This is a genomic window from Paenibacillus periandrae, assembly GCF_022458865.1.
Classification (GTDB): Bacteria; Bacillota; Bacilli; order Paenibacillales; family NBRC-103111; genus Paenibacillus_S; species Paenibacillus_S periandrae.
Map to the genome: position 1 here is coordinate 58,947 of NZ_JAJNMU010000014.1, position 19,215 is coordinate 78,161.

Genomic DNA, 19,215 nt, shown 5'->3' on the forward strand with positions numbered 1-19,215 from the left:
GAAGGAGGATTGCGCAATGCTCTTATTAAAAAAGTTAGTCTGTTCAGTCTTGCTAATCAGTGTTCTTATGTTTCCTACATCAGCCTTTGCCTCAAAAAATAATAATTCACAGAATTCAAATGACAGCTATAACCAATCTATTATTAACAAGATTCTTTCGTTTGCCTCCGGCGGTCACAATTCGCAAAACGATTTAAAAGATTTTTGGGATAAAAACAAAGACGTAAAAGACTGGTATGATAAAAACAAAAATAATCAGCCCAAAATTGAATCCTATGATATCTGGAAAGATTGGTATTGTAAGTGAGGCAGTTAACGAACTGCGATGCTCGATCGTAAATGTGATAACAAGCAAAAGGACAAGAGGCATTGCTCACTCTTGTCCTATTTTTCCATTCAGCACCTTGTTAAATCGTAATGTCTAATAGCGTACACTGCTATTTCCCACTACTTTTTTGCGCATATCCAGCATCCTGTTGCCGGCCATTGCCATAGCTGCCTTTCTTATTTTCCATTGAATGGCACACCTTAGCCGCAGTACTGGATCTCCCGCAGCGATCGCTGCCGCTGTTTCTGGCGAGGTCGCCTTCTTCATCACATAACGTCCTGCAATTACACAGCCGTCCACCCTTGTGGTAACAACCTTGGGCTCGGATGTAAATAAATATTGAATGCCTGCATGTGCTGCCGCTTTGGCAAGCTGCAGGTTATAGGCGTCTCCTGGAATGGATGCCGTTGTTACTCTTTTACCAAGCACTTCGGATAATGCTTGAACGCTCACTTTCCATTCATGCACCTGCTGCTCCCAGGAGCATTCGTTAAACCTGCTGGGGTGTGTGCAGGAATGGGTACCAATAATATGCCCCCTTGCATCCAATGAACGAATTTGCTCCTTGGACACAAATCCGTTGGCCCCAATTTGCGATGTTGTAATGAAGAAATGCCCTTTCCAGCCTTTGGCTTCCAATAAGTCAGCTATGATGGTATAAGCACTGATACCGCCGTCATCAAAGGTTAAGGTAACAGTATCCCCAACTTCCGAGGGCTTTTGCAAATCCTCTGCTACCGTTCTGACCTTTACATGATCCAATCGAGATATTTGTTCAAGATGCATCTGAAATTGCTCTTTGTTCAGCTTGTAAGCCCCAGCTTCTCTTCCCAAAAAACCGCTGGAATCTTCTTTCCCAACCAAAACAACATCGTGGTATGCGAGCGAAATCATCAAACGATCACCTCTTCCTGTCCCATTCATGGATATCCTGCAAATTTTCTTCATCATCACTACCAGACAGCGACTGGTCAGGTGCTTCCTCACATCGCTTGTGACGAAACCACATAACCGCTTCCTTCCACATAATAACAGCATCCATCGTTACAGAGTGATTCTCCACATAATGGATGTCCATCGCAAATTGTTCACCCCGCTTCATATGAACAATCCCACTTACTTGGGTTAATCCCGTAATACCCGGTCTAATTGAAAAACGTTTTTTCTCTTCAGCTGTAAAATACTGCTGAGAAGAAAGTTGAAGTGGTTGTGGTCCAATCAGGCTCATATCGCCCTTTACTACATTCATCAATTGCGGCAGATGATCTAGACGAGACCTGCGTAAAAACAGTCCAAGATCATTACACCCTGCTTCATCAACCAGCAGCACCTCATTGTTATCCGTAGAATCCGGCAACGTTCGAAACTTCAGCATGGTGAATGGCTTCATGTTCCGCCCCGTAAGCCTTTGTTCAAAAAGTACGGGTGACCCCAGTTTGATTCGTATGATGATGGCAATAATGATATAAAGGGGTAGCAGCAGCAGCAAAAGAAATAGAGAAACTGAGAAATCCACGCCTCGTTTGATCATCCACATATTCCTATCCTATTTATTTGACACGAATAGTATCAATTTTAGAATAAATAATATACATAATGTATCAGATCAGCCATTTTCGACAACCTTCTTTTATAGTACAATTAATGTTATAACTGAGATTAGATTTACCAATGTGGTTTAGGTGTGAGGAGGAAATGACATCTTATGAAATATGGGCATAGAATTGCAGATCTTCGGGATGAAAAACATTTAACCCAAGAAGAACTAGCCCTAAAAGTTGGGATAACGCGCTCAGCCCTATCCCATTATGAGAACAATCGCAGAGAACCTGATTATGAGACCATTCAAAGAATTGCTGATTTTTTCACTGTATCTGTCGACTATTTAATGGGCCGCAGTGAAGACCTCACTCATACTGCGAACGAACACGCTAAAGAATTTGTCAGCCAGCTGGAGCTTTCTGACCAAGCGGTATTGGACAAATTTACTTTGACGATCGATGGCAGAGAGCTGACCTCGGAAGAGGCCACACGTTTTATTCATTTCATCCGCGCACAACGCTCGTCATCTTAATTGATACGTATGTAACAACGGATTGTATTGTGGACGAACCTATGTATCCTATTCGGAACATGGGTTTTACTTTGTTACCTGCCGAGTGGAGCTGTGTCCATTTCCTTAGAATACGATTCCAACAGCTCGAATCTTTTGGGAAAGGCGGCAGCTTGCTGAAATCCAGGGGTGCAATCCAGTACATTCGAATCTTCCAGCTTTTCTATTGAGAGATTAAGCTCAGCCATAATGGCATATATATCCAGAGTGATCTTGGAACCTATCATTAAAACTCCACGCTCCATCCTATGTTTATAATTTCACTTTACTGTTATCATTATAATAGAAGCTTTTAAAAAAAAGTGTCACTTGATGGTAGGCTTTTAAAAAAATACCTGTTATTTTTGTCGAAATGAATGACATTTTCCATTTTTTATAAACTTATCCTTGCAGATCCAATTGTAACCCATCATATATGACCTTATCCCGACTCAATTCACTGTAGCTTGTATTCCTGTGGACTAGCAGAGGATGCCGCTCATCCATCACAAATCGCACCTCATATTCATACTGCTGAACCTCATCTTCAAGCGGAAGCTCACCCACGCCAACTATAATTCCTCTTAAACCTGTGGACTCCGTCTCCACTCCAATCCTGAACTCCCACAGCACCTGATAGTCGCAAGGCAGCCGCAGATGCGTGTGCAGCCGCAACCCACGCATATCTATATGCCTTACACTCATGAGCGCCCACTTGCATTCCACAAGTCGCCCATTCATTTGTACCATCTTCATCAGACCTTGACAGACCACTTTCGGCTTTAGCCGGACGATTTGATCCCCATCCACTTCGACATTCACTTGGTCCCGCTCCTTCGTATCATGACTCACATGACTCCTTTTGGATTAACGATGTATTTTATTAGCTGCAGGTGATGATTATGCATTTTATATGTTACATTTTGTATCATATTTCATGTTACATATCGTATCTAAAAATAGTTATCCCTGCAATAGGAGGTTTTGTCGTATGATAGGAATTAAGAAGCTTAATCACCACACCGTTGAACAGAAAGGGCATTAACCCATGAAAGATAGAAGTATTCCAGAGCAGACTCTGCCCATCAACTGCATAAAATGCGTTCATTATTATGTAACGTGGGATCCCACCTTTCCCAAAGGCTGCAGAGCCTTCGGCTTCAAAACATCCGAGATTCCCTCCATGCTCGTCAAAAGATCCTCCGGTCATCCTTGTCTAAAATTTGAATCGAAGCGATAAAGCCTGGTCTCGTATAGGCGCTGCTTATTCATGGACAACGTTCTGAAATTCAGCTGCTATCAACAAACCATCCCGTACTTTTTTAAGGTATAATGAGTCTTACACGAAATAGTTAAAATGAATGGCCGGGGGATGCTGCATATGAGAAAATTCGTGTTGTTAGCTGCATGTGTTTGCGTAGGAATCACATTATATTGGGGACAGCAGCGCTGGCAGCGCACATCCCTCGCATTAACGACACCAATCGCTCAGACTGAGTTCACAAATCCGACCCTTGCCTGGTGGAGCATGCAAATTGACAATGCCGTGGAGAAACAGGAATGGCGGCTGGCCTCCGATTACACAAGCCGCAAAGCGGCGTTCTATAGAAGCAAGAGTGAGCTCACACAAGCAGCTGCGATGGAAAAATTAAGCCAGCAATATGCTGACAAGGAGCCCGACAAGCTGCTGATCGAGTCTGCTTCCGCTGTAATTCCGGCAGACAGTCCAATTACACTTGACGCCTATGTAAGCATGCCTGGTGCGCCGAATCCTAAGCTTGCCAAGTTCGAACCGGTTACCGGAGTTTATCTTGGCATGCTGGGAGCCGATAAGCGGGTCGCTTTCAACTGGAAGCAGATTGAGCCTGTATACGGACGGACTCATGCGATGTATTTAACCTATGTTGGCTGGCGTAAGGTTCAAGCGCAGACGAATTCCTATTTCCCCATCCAGCAAGCTGATAATGTAAAAGCGATGGGCGGCTCGCTGCAGATTGGTTGGGAGCCTCGTTATGGCTTGGACGATGTGCTGGATGACGAATATGTGCGTACGTTTGCGAAGGAAGCCAAGGCATCGGGAATTCCGGTGTTTTTGCGTTACGCCTCGGAAATGAATGGAGCATGGGTACCTTGGCATGGAGATCCAGTTAAATATATCGAGAAGTTCCGGCTGATTCATAACATCATGAAGGAAGAAGCACCGAATGTCGTTATGGTCTGGTCGCCCAACTTTATGCCGATGGATAACATTGATGCCTATTATCCTGGTGATGAATATGTGGATTGGATCGGCTACTCACTATATGCGATTGATGGTCCACAAGGTGCGAACGACGACAAAAGCGGATTTTTGCAATCGTTTCGTCCTCTAAGTGAAGCCTATCCCAATAAGCCGATTATGATTTCGGAAAGTGGCGTATCCCACTATAACCTGATCAAGAATGAAAGCTACGAGCGCTGGGCAGAGGATCAGCTTGGTGATTTGTACGCGTATCTGTCGCGGATGTATCCAAGAGTAAAAGCGATTACCTATTTTAACTTCAGCAAAGAACGGGCTGTCCGAAGCAAAATGGAAGCCGTATACGATCTTGGGGAAAATGCCTTCGCGGATCGTCTCTATCAACGATTAATCCAGAGTGACTTTTATTTGAGCCAGGTGAAAGATCAAGCCCAAACCAAGGAAAATATCGTGTATAAGCCGCTTGCGCAAGCAAACGGAATTCCTGTTCAGGGCAAGCATAAGCTGTTCACTTATGTGTCGATGCCGCATAGCGATCAGCCCTTTGCTGTAGGCTACTCACAGGCAGGTAAGCAGCTTGGTATTTCCTACGAGCTGCCTTGGGAGGTCGAATTGGACTTTGGTCAGCTTGACCCTGCGCAGCCACTGACCCTTACAGCCTATAACCGCAGCATGGATCCAATCGCCAAGCAGCAAACTGCGCTTCCCAGATAACGTTATCATTCATCCATGCATCGAATACCCGATCATGACAAAGCCCAGGCCAACAATCCGCTTTTGGACCGTTGGTCTGGGCTTTGTCATGCACGAAGAACAACGTTGGTTTTGAAGGGCACGATGCAAATCTAACGTCTTAGTAGGAAAGATATGGAGGAGGAAATATCGATGGGTAAAAGTACGATAAGAACACTCGTTATTGTATTGGCATTAGCCATAAGTGTTTACGCAGTTATTCAATACGGGTTTTTCGAGCCTCGCAAAGCCGGATTCATTTCAATCAAGCTGAGAGATGTGAATTTTCACCTGGAGCCATGGATTTATGTTCTGTATACCCATATCGCGACAGCAGTACTGGCACTGGTGATCGGCCCGTTCCAGCTGTATTTGAAGCCGAGGGGCACTATACGGCTTCGTCGCCATCGCTGGCTTGGCTACGTCTATGTGGGAGCCGTCACCATCAGCGGGATCGTCAATGTTTATTTGTCGTTATATGCGACAGGCGGGTGGATTCCAGGGCTTGGTTTCCTGCTGCTGGATGTTGCTTGGGTTGGCGCCACATGGATCAGCGTTTTCAAAATTATCGGCAATAATACTCAAGCACACAAGACATGGATGCTGCGCAGCTATGCGCTCACGTTTGCGGCCGTCACGCTGAGGCTTTGGCTGCCGGTGCTGCTTATCGTTTATCAGGGCAGCTTTGTTCAAGCTTATCAAGTCGTCGCCTGGTTATGCTGGATTCCGAACCTTCTGTTTATTGAAGCATGGATCCGTTTCCGCCCCAATCGTATCGGCCGGTAGTTCGGGTAACCAGTTATACTGCCTTCGTTCCCCCATCCCCCCTACATGATTACTGTTCTGCATTTGTCCTCCTCTTTCGTTTTGCTGGAAAATATGAGAAAATGAATAGGTTCAATGGAATCATGTTACTTCATATTCACGAGGAGGAATTTATTCAATGTCTGAGGAACGCAAGCTGGGTCTTGAAACATTAGCTGTACATGCAGGACAGGAAATCGATCCGACTACGATGTCCCGCGCAGTCCCTCTGTATCAAACTACTTCATATGGTTTTCGTGATACGGATCATGCAGCAGATCTGTTCGCGCTCAAAGAGTTCGGCAACATTTATACACGTATTATGAACCCGACTACGGATGTTTTTGAGAAAAGAGTTGCTGCCTTGGAAGGAGCACCTGCGGCACTGGCCACGGCCTCCGGACAAGCAGCTATTACATATTCGATTCTGAATATTGCGGGATCAGGTGACGAAATCGTCTCTGCAGCCAGCCTGTACGGCGGAACTTATAATTTGTTCGCGATTACACTCGCCAAGCTTGGCATTACCGTTAAATTCGTGGATCCTTCCAATCCGGAAAACTTCCGCGGTGCCATCACCGACAAAACCAAAGCGGTTTTCGCTGAAACGATTGGTAATCCCAAAGGGGATGTTCTCGACATCGCTGCTGTTGCTGCGATTGCTCATGAAAACGGTATCCCGTTGATCATCGACAATACGTTCCCGAGCCCTTACCTGTGCCGTCCAATTGAGCATGGTGCTGATATCGTTGTGCATTCAGCGACCAAATTCATTGGTGGACATGGTACATCGATTGGCGGTATCATCGTCGATGGCGGTAAATTTGATTGGAAAGCAAGCGGTAGATTCCCTGGCTTGACGGAGCCGGATCCAAGCTATAACGGTGTTGTGTATACGGACGCAGTTGGACCGGTTGCTTATATTATTAAGGCGAGAGTTCAGCTGCTTCGCGATATGGGTGCTTCCATCTCACCTTTCAATTCCTTCTTGCTCCTGCAAGGATTGGAAACGCTCCATTTGCGGATGGAACGCCACAGCTCGAATGCATTAAAGGTAGCTCAATTCCTTGAAGGCCATGAAGCTGTCGAATGGGTCAGCTATACAGGCTTGCCAAGCCACCCATCCTATGAGCTGGGGCAAAAGTATTTGCCAAAAGGCCAAGGCGCAATCATGACCTTCGGCATCAAGGGCGGAACCGAAGCAGGACGCGGCGTTATCAATAACGTGAAGCTGTTCTCGCATCTGGCCAACGTAGGCGATTCCAAGTCGCTCATTATCCATCCGGCAAGCACAACCCACGCTCAGTTGAAAGAGCAGGAGCAAATCGCGGCAGGTGTGTCCCCGGGCATGATTCGTTTGTCCATCGGTACGGAGTCTATTGATGATATTCTGTACGACTTGAAGCAAGCGATCGAAGCGAGCCAAGGCTAATCTAATAAAAGCTTGTAAACAAGGAACTGTCATTGACCGTAAATGGGTCGCTGGCAGTTCTTTTGTTCGTGCTGCAGTATTATCAAGCTATTTGAGCCTAAACAGTACCGTCCACAAAAAGGATTCGCCAAACGATGCCGCTGGCTGTACGATCCTGTTCATCCTGCGAAATTCAACTACCTCAAAATCAGCAAATATTTGCCGAAGCTTCTTTTCGGTGTAGGCCAACCCGCCCTTCAGGCTTTTTTGACGATATACCTCCCAGTCCGAGATCTCTGCTCCATACCCTTCACCATGCTGAGGGATGATTAATAGCAAAATAAACTTTTCCATGATGCCATTCGTCTCTTGGGTATTAAATAGCAAAAAAGCCCCGATTCATGCATCAGGGCTTTACGTTAGGCTGCTTGTCGTTATTTATTGTTGACTTTCCATAAACTTACATACGTGTTCGCAGGAGCAAAGTGCCTTTTGTACGGAGCACCAGGATCTTTTTGCATAATAAATCGGTAATTCCTGGTCCTTCGCCTGCTGCTTGATGACCTTGGTTAAATTATGGTTAATGTAGTCTGTCAATACGAGTACTGCATCTATTTTTTCCGGTATTCCTTTGCGTACCGATTGAGATTTACGTCCTGACAAATGCATAACGTCATCAAAACCGATATTTGCGAGCTGCTCCGGCATATTCCCTAAATGATCCGCACCTACAACCAATAACGATGGCATTCCTTTATCCTCCTATACGATTCTGTAGTTTATTTGTGTGAATTCGTCGTTCGCCGCGCGAATTTCCTTTTCAATCCCAATGACTCATATGTATGGTAATCCCGCATACTCCACCAATAGCATACAACCAGCGTTAATGTTACAAACAATACAGGCAACAATATACACAGCAGTAACAGCATTGGGGAATATCCTCCTTTTGGGATTGATCTTAAGCTAAAGCTGATAATGGTTCTCATCTCGTCTACAATTAAATGATAATGGTTCTCATTATCATTGTCAACTATTGATTTTTTAGGAGAATTTATATATTTTCAGCAAAGCTGAACGATTCTTATCTCGCAAGAAAAGCTACATTTATAACACGAATGTAGCTTCACCGAGTAGACTTCGATCAGAAGCTTTTCTTATAAGACTCTCTATAGTGCAGGATGGCCTCAATCCCCCTGCTGAGCACGCTCTTGAAAGCATAATTGTTTTCTGTACGGACAGCTGTTATACTATACATAGATATTCGATGCATTGAAAGTCAATGCTTATTAGACAAGCTTCGCTGAACCCTAAAGCGCAGCTTATCGAGAAAGTACTTTTACGAGGAGGTGCACCATGGTTAACAAAGAACTAATGAAGGGCAGTACAGCGATGCTGATCCTGACCCTTCTTGGGCGCAAGGAAATGTACGGCTATGAAATGACCAAAGAAATCGAAAGCCGTTCCAGCGGTCTTTTTACCTTCAAGGAAGGAACCCTGTATCCCATTCTACACGCTCTGGAAGCCGAGAAAATCGTCGAATCGTACTGGAGCGAACAGGAAGGCCGCAAAAGAAAGTATTACCGAATAACGGACAATGGGAGAAAGCAGCTGCAAACGAAGCAGCAAGAATGGAATATGTTCCGCACAGCCGTTGACCGGGTGATTGGGGAGGGTCAAGCATGAAACAAATCGGATATGAGGAAGCAGTGAGACAGTATTTGAAAAAGGTATGCAAGCAGGTCAATGCGAGGGAATTGCATCCTGAGATCAAGCTGGAGCTGCAAAGCCACATCCAGGAGCTGGTTGAGGAGCAAATGTCCTCCGGTCTTGGGCGGGATCAGGCAATTGAAATAGCAATCCGCCAAATGGGCGATCCTCTGCTGGTCGGCGACCAACTGAACAAAGCGCACAAAGCGCGGATTGATTGGAGTCTGCTTGGTCTCATCGCGATCTTTATAGGTATCGGGATACTGGCGATGTATGCTGTTGAGTTGGTTTCTTATAGGGATTACAGCTATTTTATGAATAAAATTACCTACTCGATTATTGGTATTATTTGCATGCTGGGCTTATGCTTTTGGGATTATCGGAAGCTGCTTCCTTACTCGAAGGCGCTATATATCATTATTTTGCTGGGCATGGGCTGGGTTCTGCAATTCGGGCAGCAGGTAAATGGGGCACCTTATTTTTCACTTGGATTTATAAGGTTCGATTTTCTGGCGATTTCCCCTTTTCTGCTTATCCTTTGCTTAGCCGGAATTATGGCATCCCGCTGGGAACAACAGGGCTATCCCTTAAAGTTAGCCGTCTATGTACTTATTCCAAGTGTGCTGTATACAGTCGGAAGCTCCATTATTTCCTTGATGATCTATTTGGCAGGCTTTAGCATCATGTACTTGTCCCTGCGAAAGCATCTGGGCAAGCTGCTCTGTTACATAGCGCCACTTCTAATCATTGTTTTTCTTTTATCGCTTGGAACTAACTCTCAACGTATCCATCGTTTCTTTGCCTATTTGAACCCCTATACCGATCCCCAGGGCGCTGGCTTTATGGTCGTACAATCTATCCAATCGATTCATTCCGCAGGCTGGTGGGGGCATGGCTTTGCTGCCGCTATTCGTTTGCCAACCATTGAGAGCGAGATGTTGTTTACTTATTTAATATACAGTCTGGGATGGATAGCAGGAATCGCCATCGGTGCCCTGGCGCTTATATTCCTGATCAGATTGACAAGTATAGCTGGTAAAGTAACGGATCTGTACGGAAGCCTGGCTGTAAAAGGTTTCCTTGCCATGTTCACGATTGAATTCATATGGAGCATATTGATGTCATTCGGTATGCTGCCAATTGCAGGAGTCAGCATTCCATTTATAAGCAATGGCGGGATGCTCACTTTGATTCAGCTGGCGTCGATTGGTATCATTTTAAGCATTTATCGCCAAAAGAACAGGATTCCCGCTCGTTCCAATTCCACCAATCCACTCTCACCCTAAACCAAATGCTTGTCCATATTTAACGCCAACAAACCGGTTTCCTTTAATAGGAAGGTCGGCTTGTTGGCGATTTTTATCGATGCCCAATGATCCTGAGCGTGTGCTGTGAAGCTTCTGTTAACCTACCTAGCAGCTGCTATGAGGTTGCTGAAATTGTCGAATTAAGTCGTGGGTCCTTCTGCCCCTGCATTAAGTAAGGATATAGAAAGATGAGTCCAAACACGTACAGCATCAAGGCAAAATAAGCAGGCAGCAAATGGACGAAATCGGTGTAGCCTATGGTCAGATGCACACTAAGTCCTGCGACGAATCCAGGCAAGCCGCCCAACAGAAACGTCCACCACAGCCAGCGCTGACCTTGATTAATACCCCACAACGCAATCGTCAGAATCGCAATGGCATCTGAAAATAAAGCGCCTCCGAAGCCTGCTCGATCATGCGCGATCAAGGGCAGCAGTCTTTCATTGATTTCATTAAGCATAGCAGGCGTTGCACAAAGGTACTCCAGATCCTGCGGCACGAATACCTCTGTAACGCCCACCGTGGAGATGACAATGCCGCCGACTGCTAATGAAAAACCTAACGTCACCATCATGAGCTGTCCCCATTGAGCGAGTCTCCAGGTACGATCGTTGATCAAATTCGGCCTTTCCCAGGAGGGCAACTCCCGGTGACGACGCATGGACAGCATAAACATCGGGAACAGGATAAGCGCCGCTGCCGCATGAAGCGGATCAAAATAGCCGTAGCCCAAATATAGAAAAAAGCTGCTGAAGCCTACAGCGGCTGACGTTATCAGTGCGGTTCTCGTCCAATGCAGACCACTACGCAAGCCATATCGGGCAAGCTGATAATAAATGACGCCAATCGAGATCATCGTCCCTGCGAGGGTGACTCGATCATGTGACATGAATTGCAGCACAAGCGGATTCGCCTCATTCAGCTCCGACGGCAGCATGCCGAGAAACAGAGTATCATAAGGCAGCACTACCGACGTTGCTGCGATGATCCAGGTGAGCGCTCCACCAAGGATCATTCCGATGCCTAATAAACACATCCAGCCCCAGTTCATCCAAAAGGAAGGTGCTGGCGGCGGCTCCACGCTCTGAAGCTTTTCATAAACGATCGCTTCGTTAATGCGCTTGGGCAGCCCTGGGCCTGAGTACACAAGCCCGCTGTGCAGCTGGACGTAATCAGCGCCTGCCTCCAAAAGCTCCAAGGCATCTAATGGTTGATGAATACCTCCGAAAGCAATAATGCTGAATGAAGCGGATAGACGCTGCTCGCGAATGCTGCGGACTATCTCGATACTGAGCGGCTTGAGGACACTTCCCGTCAAGTCTCCCTCGGCTGTTCTCAGCATATCGCCAACAACGACGCCGCTCCAGCCTGGTGACAATCCAGCCAGCAGCAGCTTGAGCGATTCGGGCGGATAGTCTAGCGGTACATACAGGAACATCGGCTTCACTATAGGCAGCTCACGGGCCGCCAGCTGTATAGCCTGCAAATGGGCTATCGATGCTTCGACTGACCCGTTCTCATCGAGCGATTCGATATAAAAGCCGGCCGCATAATAGGAGAGTGCCTCCAGCATCGTCAGCAGCTCCCTTTGAGCTTCCATAGGCGTGCGGCCCGGTGTGCTTTTAACACGAAGCATGAGCGGCAAAGCATGCCCCTGGTTTCGGTCGAGCCTCTTCATCAGCTGGGTCAACCCTTCACTGCGGCCTGCATCCGTGTATATAATGGTTTCGTTCTCAGGGTAACGCTGTATCGGACTTTCATTATTCACATAGGCTTCAAGGGTAACAGGGCCGATTTCAATGAAACCAAACCCGAATTGCGCCAGCGCTTGATGAGCAGTTCCCTCCGGGTCCAATCCTCCTGACAAGCCTACGGGATATTTAAGCGGTATTCCTGCCAGCCTGGTTGCCAGTATGGGAGAAGCCTCCATATGCCCCATCGTCCGGATGATGAAGCTGCCTCCCGGCACCCTGCTCAAAGTTCCCATCGCCCGCAGGGTGAAATCTCGGGCAAGCCGGGACGGAAGCTGAAATAACAAAGAACGAAATATCGTTTGATACGACCAATCCGGCATAGACTTCACCCCAGACTCTCATAGTCCTTATACATTCAATGCCGCTCGGTCAAAATCCTTTATTCGGTCACCTATCTGACCTGAGAGGCATCAGGAACCTACATAAGCAAAAACCCTCCTATCTCACTTTAACAGTGATCCGGAAGGGTGTGGCTGCCATATCAAAGGTTTCTGCTGGTTTTTTATAAAGCTTTTGTAAATGGTTTACGATGTTCGAGCTTGCCCTGACCGAACAGCAGCATAGCTGTCAACACAAGCAGTAGACCAGCTGCACTCCAGGCTGTATAAAAAATCGTATCGTTATACGAATTTGCAATACCGATCGCTATTAAGCCCCATGCAGCAGGCCATATAAAGGCAGAATCACGGAAATTCATTCCTGTAATAGCCGCCACAGCTACTATGATGAACAGCATGAGCACCGTCCATACCATACCCGAGAAATCTAAACCGCCTTGATTGAACTCTTGCAAAACTGCTGAGATTCGTACCATTGTCATGACGAACACCCAGCTCAGATAGACACTGAAAGGCACCTGTACCAGCCAAAGAATGCGAGGATCGGATGACAACCCGTTCGGCCTGGTCCGCGTATAGATCACAATTAGAGACAGCAGCAGGATCATCATCGCCATTAATGCTGGCACAATAAACAGGTAGTGCCATAGCACAAGTGAAGCGATATTGAACAAACAGCTAATGACAAACCATGGTCCAATGCGTCTAATTTCTTCATGCTTGTACATGCCAGGCAGTAGCTGTACGATCACGAACCCTGCCAGAAATACATAAACCGCTCCCCAAAGAGCAAGCGAATACGGTGCCGGGTTCATTGTACTGGGAAACATCGCTGTAAGATCACTCGTATTTAATCCATTGAACGGGCGCGCATCCGCAAGCCAATTATACAAGAGCACAGCGAATAAGGCTAATATATGAAGCCAGCGAAGTACAAATGTGGTCATGCCTGTTACCTCCCTCTTCTGCTGAAGTTGTCCTGCCTATATATGAGCACGCTCTTGATGTCGAATAAATACATCCTTGCCTGCTATCAGCCAAAGCGTCAATATTAACAATAGTGCCGCCGCGCCCCATGCGTTATACATGATGACAATGTCATTTGTATTGGCAACCCCGATAGCGATCAAAGCCCACACACCTACTGCCGTAAACGCAGGATCACGGTAGCTTGAACCAATGATAAGATTCAATAACACTGCGAGCAGGATGAGAATGACCGTCCAGGTCGTGCCAGGCAAACCAATAAAACCTCCTTACGATATGGGTTTGATGCCTTGAAACCTGCCTATGCGTGCCTGTCTTACACCCTCTGCTAGCAGTATATGAACACATAGCTGCAGTCATACTGAGCACAGCTGTTTTTTGCTATATCATTTAATAACCCATCCAGCCGTTCTCTAATCGACCTGCTTATGATAAAGACAGAAAAACCCGCTTCATGCATGCAAGGAAAGCAGCATAAAGCGGGTTTGCCTGTAATTGATAATGATAGGTTGCCTTAACCTTAATCGATAAATTGCAGCCTTTGCAGCAAACGCTTCAGCATCGTAGTCGCTTGAGCTCTTGTTGCCTGGCTGTCCGGTACGAAAGCGTCGGCAGTCATCCCCTGGATGATACCTGCGGCTACGGCCTGAGCCGCGGCAGGCTTTGCCCAGGCTTGAATGGACGCCTGGTCCTTGAATGACACCAGAGCCGTATCTGTCTTCACCTCGGTCAAGGCCGTCTGATCTGATGCCTTCATCGCACGTGCAATCATCACAACCATTTGCTGGCGTGTCACCGGATCGGCAGGACGGAAGCTGCCGTCCTCGAAGCCGTCTATCAATCCAGTCTTGGAGGCTGCACCTACAGCACCTGCTGACCAATTATTACTTGGTACATCCGTGAAGCGATTCGCTTCCCGATTCTCATTTAATCCCAGAGAACGAATCAGCAGTGCAGCAAACTGTGCTCTCGTGATGTTCGTATCGGGATCAAAGCTTTGCTCCGAGACACCGTTAACGATCAGCTTGGAGCCCAGCAGCTGAATATCCGCTTTGGCCCAATGTCCGTCAATGTCTGTAAACCTGTTATTCGTTTGTACAATAGCATACACACTATTGCTCGGGCTCATAATAATCGCCTGGTTATCGGTAAATCTCGAAGGGATAAAGCTGAAGCTCCCGTCCGCTTCCACCCGAACCGCCGTAGTGCGAGCGCCATCCACATTTTGTCCGGTTGAAATCGTTCTTGCCACGTAATGATTGGATAATGCGGCATCCAGCTGCTTACCGTTAGCCTCCAGAATGACCTTAAAGTCGATTGGAGCTCCTACTACCGTCATCCCGCCTCTTGTCGCCATATCCGTGATTTGTGCTAAGGCTGCGCCCGTTACTTTTTCAGTAACTATCGTGACTTTGATATCCTTGGCATCTACACCAAGCTGAAGGGCTGCCGCAGTAAAATCAATCGTTTGGATGGGCAGGCTATAGCTGGCAAGCTCAGACTTCACTGTGATTATTGCATTCGGTACCGATTTAAGGGCCTCCATAAGTACCGCAACCGGAAGCTCCACCATCGCAATCGGGTCGTTACCTTTGGATTCAATCACAACTTGAGGTTTGCCTGCATCCTCTTTTTTCAGTGATTCCAGAGCCTGGGTCAGCTTGAGCGAATCCACCGTCAGTCGGGTAGCGATTTTACCATCAGCTGTTGTTTCTTTGCTTTCTTTAACAGCACCATCTCCAAGATGAACCTCACCAGAAACAGTTGGCCCTGTGCTGCCGCCTGCCGAGCCTGTCGATCCAGCTCCACTGCCCGTTCCTGTACCCGTTCCACCTGTACCGCTGCTGCCGTTTGAACTGTTATTATCATTAATTCGGGTCAATGTCACCGTATACACCTGAATCGTCCCGTCCTGCGCGGTTACTTGAACCTTCATTTCGTTCGTACCCACATTTAAAGCAACCGTAGATGGGGTACCACTTGTAGCGGCATTGCCGTTAATAAGGATTGCTGCCTTCGCATCTGACGCTGTGGCTGTAATAATAGCCTGCCGCATTTTCCCTGCATAGCCCGTATAGCTCGTCGTGCCTGCTGTAAATTCCGGAGTAATCACGATATCATTCACGATCATCCCGTTCAGACTGGCATTGCTGCTGAGCACAGGGTCAACGGGTTTTGGATCAACAGGTGTTGGATCAACAGGTGTTGGATCAACAGGTGTTGGATCGACAGGTGTCGGGTCAACGGGTGCTGTTCCCCTATTTACTGTGATGATGTAGGTTTTGTTCGTTGTCATATCCCTGGCTGTGACTTTGACAGCTATGGAGGTTGTATCGCTGGTCAAATTAATCCGCTTGTACATATTGCTGGCATATACATCACCATTGACCGTCATGGAAGCCTTTGAATCCAATAAAGCTGCATTTACGTCTACAGCCGCTGTACCAGCAGGGACGGACACCGTGTAATTCATAGTATTTACGGCAAAAGCAGGCGTTAATGTGCTGCCACTTACTGTTAAGCTGCCAAGATCTGCTGAATCCACTAAGGCTCCAGCTGCCAAATCAGCTTTGACCAGATTATAATCCGAGATGACCTGTCTATAATAATCCTCGCCTAAATTAACGAGATTAGTCCTGAAGCTGTCCCACTTGCCCCCGGCATATACATTGTTCAGGACACTTTCTTCGAAACTGTAAGCCACATGGCCAGCAGGATAATCATTGTCCGAGCGGGCATGTGCATTGGCTAGTGCCTGAGCGGTATAAAATAAATAATTTTCAAATTCCACCTGATTCGCAAACTTGGAGTCCGTATAGTCACCTTTATAAGGCGAAATTTTCCGAATCAGAAAGTTGTGGTTAGCGCCTTGAAGTGTGCCCAAATGATAATCAGGCTTGGTCAGCATTCCTTGATAAGCCAATTTGGAGCGCTCCGCATCCTTACCGTTGAACGGATCATATGTTGAAGACGGGAACAGAGGATGATCTATGAAGCTCGGCTTGCCCTGCTCCTTGACATCCAAAATAATATCATCATCATTGCTGGCTGTCGGTCCTTCGATGAGAACATTATAACGTTTCACGCCGAGGCTTCCTAACCCTTGGTTAATACGCAGAGCAACATCCTTGATCTTGAAATAATCGCTCGACTGCCCTACTGCAAAGGGCTGAACACTGTTTACATAGGCAGACCAATTGTCTGTAATATCCTTCAAGTCTGCACCCTTGGCCTTAATATATTTGTCTGTCTTGCTGTAATCAAAATTACGTGTAGCCGGAGTTGTCGAGGTCAAGGGCGCTGCTTTATCCAGCTGCGATTTTATTGTCGTTTTTACGAAATCCTCCATCAACTTCTTTGTAAAACCGCTCAGCTTGTCAGAGGTGAGCTCGGCACTCTTTTCATTATTATTGCCGTTCACATTATTGAGTGTTTGTATATAGACATCCAAATAGTTTTTGGCAATTTGTCTGGTCGTACTGTCGTCCAATGCAGTGGTAAAGTAGGACTTGTCATCAAAGCGGGACAAATAAATGCTTGCCGTGGAGCGAATCAAATCCCAATAGAATGGTGCTATATAAGACTCGTCCATATCGTTAAGATCAAATATAGCCGTACCTTCATTGTTATCGAAATAACCGACATTTTGAATGTGAAAATCACCGGAGATCCAGGTGTTAATGTTGTTAAGCTGATTCCAATCCGCTGGAACCGGAATGACACCACCTAAATCCTTGTAAAATAATCCGCTGGTCGCGCGGTAAAAACTGAAAGCCGATTTGGACATTGATGTGTACTTGTATTCCTTTGTTGCCGGGCTGTTGAAAAAAGCATTACGATTTTTAATTTCCTGCAGCAAAAATTGCTTTCTTGCCTCGTCCTTGCTAAGTACGGCGGACGGTCGAAGCAGCGTGATACCGTTAATGGCATCCGAATCCAGTGTAGCTCCGCCGGTAACTGCCGTGGCTTTGATAACTACACTCAAATTCACGCTTTCGGTTACAGGGCTCGTCGCCGAATTATATACCGTAAAGGTCACCGTATTCGCGGTGCTGTCACCTTTGGCTTTAATACTCAGACCTGATGGAAGCGATGGTGCATATGTATAATCCGTTACGCTCAAGTCCCCGTTTTTCACATTCCCGACCTGTAAAGCGATCGTAAACGTATTGTTGTTCGGATCTACCTCAGTAGCTGTCCGCATAGCCGCATCCGCATCAGCAGTGCTTACAGCTCCTTTTATTTTCGGGGTATAATGAGAAAGTGTAACGCCGCCGATGCTGGCAGAGCTGCTGTAAGCACCTGCAGTCACAGCAGAGGGCTTCAGGATGACCGACAACGTCTGATCAGCCAAGACATTGGCGCTAGCTGTTCCTGCTATTGTGAAAGTGATGGTTTTCGCTGCAGTATCCCCAACCGCGCTGCTCGTAAGACCCGCCGGTAAATTGTTAATGATATAATCATTAATAGGGTTCAGTGGACCTGCTTTCACTGTGCCTGTTGTTACGTTGATTTTAAATGTGGCGTTGGCCGCATTGACCGTAGTTAAGCTGTCCATCATCACCATGCTGGCTCCAGTATTCGCTGTGCCTTTGATGATGGGCTCCTTGGGGCTGCTGCTGTTGCGGGGCGGTAAGTCCTTGCTCACCGGGTCTACAATTTCAAAGTCAGCCTCAACCGTGTCCGAATCCGTGTCCCAGCCATTGCCCAATCCTGGGTTGGTAGACGGCTTCAAGCCAGCCAAAGGGTTTAACGGGTTATAAGCCTTTCTTTTGTAGCTTTTTTTGTAGGACAAGCTTCCATAATCATATACGAGATCAATCAAAACCGAGTTGTCCAAGGTCGAACGCGGATCATTAACACTAATTATTGATTGATTCTTGACCAGAGCGACCTTTCCATTGTCTTTATCCATGTTAATGGTCGTATCCACAGCATCAGGTGTAGGCAAATCCGCACCAAAATTAGCCGCTTCCTGTCCGAGCTTAACCAAATAATAACCGTGCGCCGGAATCGTACTACCCAAATCGACTTTTTTCCAGTTGGTCTTATTTTTACCTGCGTATTGCAGCGACCACGTGCCTGCTCCGAAGTTCACGTCCTGATCGGTAGGGTTATATAATTCTACATAATCGTTTTTGAAAACCGATGGTTTGTCCGAAGCCGAATTCCCCCCGTAGCTGTAAATATCACTAATCACTACGTATCCCGCCTCTGCAGCATGAGCCTTATCGATGCTTACAAAATTACCGATAATTGGATTCATGATCAGCAGAGCTGTGAGCAGCCCAATCACCTTCCGCAATGTTTTCTTCTCAACCATTCATGTCGAGCCTCCTGTGAACTATCCTATGATATCGCTAATGAATACAAAATCTCCATAGCTTATCCATCATAGCAGTGGAGTTTCAATAGAAGATTCGGGCTATATAAAGATATTGTAAATAACACGGCATCTTCATAACAGAACAGGATTAGGTTGGTAAGCTGAGCTTTTCTTACATCACAAATCT

General features: G+C 46.5%; 17 protein-coding genes and 1 pseudogene. 7 read left to right on the forward strand and 11 right to left on the reverse strand.

Annotated features, from left to right (window positions below; genetic code table 11):
• Positions 1 to 16 precede the first annotated feature (16 nt).
• Entirely contained in the window at positions 17 to 307 is a 291-nt protein-coding gene (locus LRL21_RS23220) for a hypothetical protein (protein WP_240418185.1), read from the forward strand.
• A gap of 114 nt (positions 308 to 421) precedes the next feature.
• Here LRL21_RS23220 and LRL21_RS23225 read toward each other — a convergent pair whose 3' ends face one another.
• Positions 422 to 1,279, reverse strand: coding sequence for a polysaccharide deacetylase family protein (locus LRL21_RS23225; protein WP_240418186.1), 858 nt, complete (start codon positions 1,277 to 1,279; stop codon positions 422 to 424).
• On the reverse strand, positions 1,230 to 1,859 hold the full coding sequence (locus tag LRL21_RS23230) for a sugar transferase (RefSeq protein WP_240418187.1): 630 nt from the start codon (positions 1,857 to 1,859) through the stop codon (positions 1,230 to 1,232). Before LRL21_RS23230 ends, LRL21_RS23225 begins: the two co-directional genes overlap by 50 nt.
• Before the next feature lie 174 nt (positions 1,860 to 2,033).
• Between LRL21_RS23230 and LRL21_RS23235 the strand changes: the two genes are divergently transcribed.
• Positions 2,034 to 2,402, forward strand: coding sequence for a helix-turn-helix domain-containing protein (locus tag LRL21_RS23235; protein WP_240418188.1), 369 nt, complete (start codon positions 2,034 to 2,036; stop codon positions 2,400 to 2,402).
• 74 nt (positions 2,403 to 2,476) lie between these two features.
• Here the strand turns inward: LRL21_RS23235 and LRL21_RS23240 are convergent, their stop codons facing one another.
• The 3 genes from LRL21_RS23240 to LRL21_RS46350 form a co-directional block, all read right to left on the reverse strand.
• On the reverse strand, positions 2,477 to 2,668 hold the full coding sequence (locus tag LRL21_RS23240) for a hypothetical protein (protein ID WP_240418189.1): 192 nt from the start codon (positions 2,666 to 2,668) through the stop codon (positions 2,477 to 2,479).
• Between the two features lie 154 nt (positions 2,669 to 2,822).
• Positions 2,823 to 3,272, reverse strand: coding sequence for a hypothetical protein (locus tag LRL21_RS23245; protein ID WP_240418190.1), 450 nt, complete (start codon positions 3,270 to 3,272; stop codon positions 2,823 to 2,825).
• Positions 3,273 to 3,360: 88 nt separating this feature from the next.
• Positions 3,361 to 3,630, reverse strand: a complete 270-nt coding sequence (locus tag LRL21_RS46350; RefSeq protein ID WP_338044665.1) for a hypothetical protein — start codon at positions 3,628 to 3,630, stop codon at positions 3,361 to 3,363.
• A gap of 171 nt (positions 3,631 to 3,801) precedes the next feature.
• On the opposite strand from LRL21_RS46350, the gene LRL21_RS23255 reads away from it, so the two are divergent.
• The 3 genes from LRL21_RS23255 (at position 3,802) to LRL21_RS23265 (ending at position 7,627) form a co-directional block, all read left to right on the forward strand.
• Positions 3,802 to 5,373 (forward strand): glycoside hydrolase family 26 protein, encoded by a 1,572-nt coding sequence (locus LRL21_RS23255; RefSeq protein ID WP_240418192.1) that lies wholly within the window; start codon positions 3,802 to 3,804, stop codon positions 5,371 to 5,373.
• 171 nt (positions 5,374 to 5,544) lie between these two features.
• Positions 5,545 to 6,177, forward strand: a complete 633-nt coding sequence (locus LRL21_RS23260; RefSeq protein WP_240418193.1) for a DUF2306 domain-containing protein — start codon at positions 5,545 to 5,547, stop codon at positions 6,175 to 6,177.
• Positions 6,178 to 6,334: 157 nt separating this feature from the next.
• The gene (locus tag LRL21_RS23265; RefSeq protein WP_240418194.1) at positions 6,335 to 7,627 is read left to right on the forward strand and encodes a homocysteine synthase; all 1,293 of its coding nucleotides are present in this window, start codon (positions 6,335 to 6,337) and stop codon (positions 7,625 to 7,627) included.
• An 87-nt stretch (positions 7,628 to 7,714) separates the two neighbouring features.
• Here the strand turns inward: LRL21_RS23265 and LRL21_RS23270 are convergent.
• Together LRL21_RS23270 and LRL21_RS23275 are read right to left on the reverse strand one after the other, a co-directional pair.
• A pseudogene (locus tag LRL21_RS23270) lies at positions 7,715 to 7,918 on the reverse strand (class I SAM-dependent methyltransferase); the annotation flags it as partial.
• 126 nt (positions 7,919 to 8,044) lie between these two features.
• Entirely contained in the window at positions 8,045 to 8,356 is a 312-nt protein-coding gene (locus LRL21_RS23275) for a DUF2325 domain-containing protein (protein ID WP_076233293.1), read from the reverse strand.
• A gap of 606 nt (positions 8,357 to 8,962) precedes the next feature.
• Here LRL21_RS23275 and LRL21_RS23280 point away from each other — a divergent pair.
• Both LRL21_RS23280 and LRL21_RS23285 read left to right on the forward strand, forming a co-directional pair.
• Positions 8,963 to 9,292 carry a PadR family transcriptional regulator gene (locus LRL21_RS23280; protein WP_076233292.1) on the forward strand — a complete coding sequence of 110 codons (330 nt, stop codon included), beginning with the start codon at positions 8,963 to 8,965 and terminating at the stop codon, positions 9,290 to 9,292.
• Positions 9,289 to 10,602, forward strand: a complete 1,314-nt coding sequence (locus LRL21_RS23285; protein WP_240418196.1) for an FtsW/RodA/SpoVE family cell cycle protein — start codon at positions 9,289 to 9,291, stop codon at positions 10,600 to 10,602. Before LRL21_RS23280 ends, LRL21_RS23285 begins: the two co-directional genes overlap by 4 nt.
• 136 nt (positions 10,603 to 10,738) lie before the next feature.
• Here the strand turns inward: LRL21_RS23285 and LRL21_RS23290 are convergent, their stop codons facing one another.
• The 4 genes from LRL21_RS23290 to LRL21_RS23305 all read right to left on the reverse strand — a co-directional run bounded on the left by LRL21_RS23290 (position 10,739) and on the right by LRL21_RS23305 (position 19,025).
• Positions 10,739 to 12,697, reverse strand: a complete 1,959-nt coding sequence (locus tag LRL21_RS23290) for a dihydroorotate dehydrogenase (RefSeq protein WP_240418197.1) — start codon at positions 12,695 to 12,697, stop codon at positions 10,739 to 10,741.
• A gap of 182 nt (positions 12,698 to 12,879) precedes the next feature.
• Entirely contained in the window at positions 12,880 to 13,662 is a 783-nt protein-coding gene (locus tag LRL21_RS23295; RefSeq protein WP_240418198.1) for a hypothetical protein, read from the reverse strand.
• Between the two features lie 36 nt (positions 13,663 to 13,698).
• Positions 13,699 to 13,956, reverse strand: coding sequence for a hypothetical protein (locus LRL21_RS23300; RefSeq protein WP_240418199.1), 258 nt, complete (start codon positions 13,954 to 13,956; stop codon positions 13,699 to 13,701).
• A gap of 266 nt (positions 13,957 to 14,222) precedes the next feature.
• The gene (locus LRL21_RS23305) at positions 14,223 to 19,025 is read right to left on the reverse strand and encodes a DUF2252 family protein (RefSeq protein WP_240418200.1); all 4,803 of its coding nucleotides are present in this window, start codon (positions 19,023 to 19,025) and stop codon (positions 14,223 to 14,225) included.
• Positions 19,026 to 19,215 lie beyond the last annotated feature (190 nt).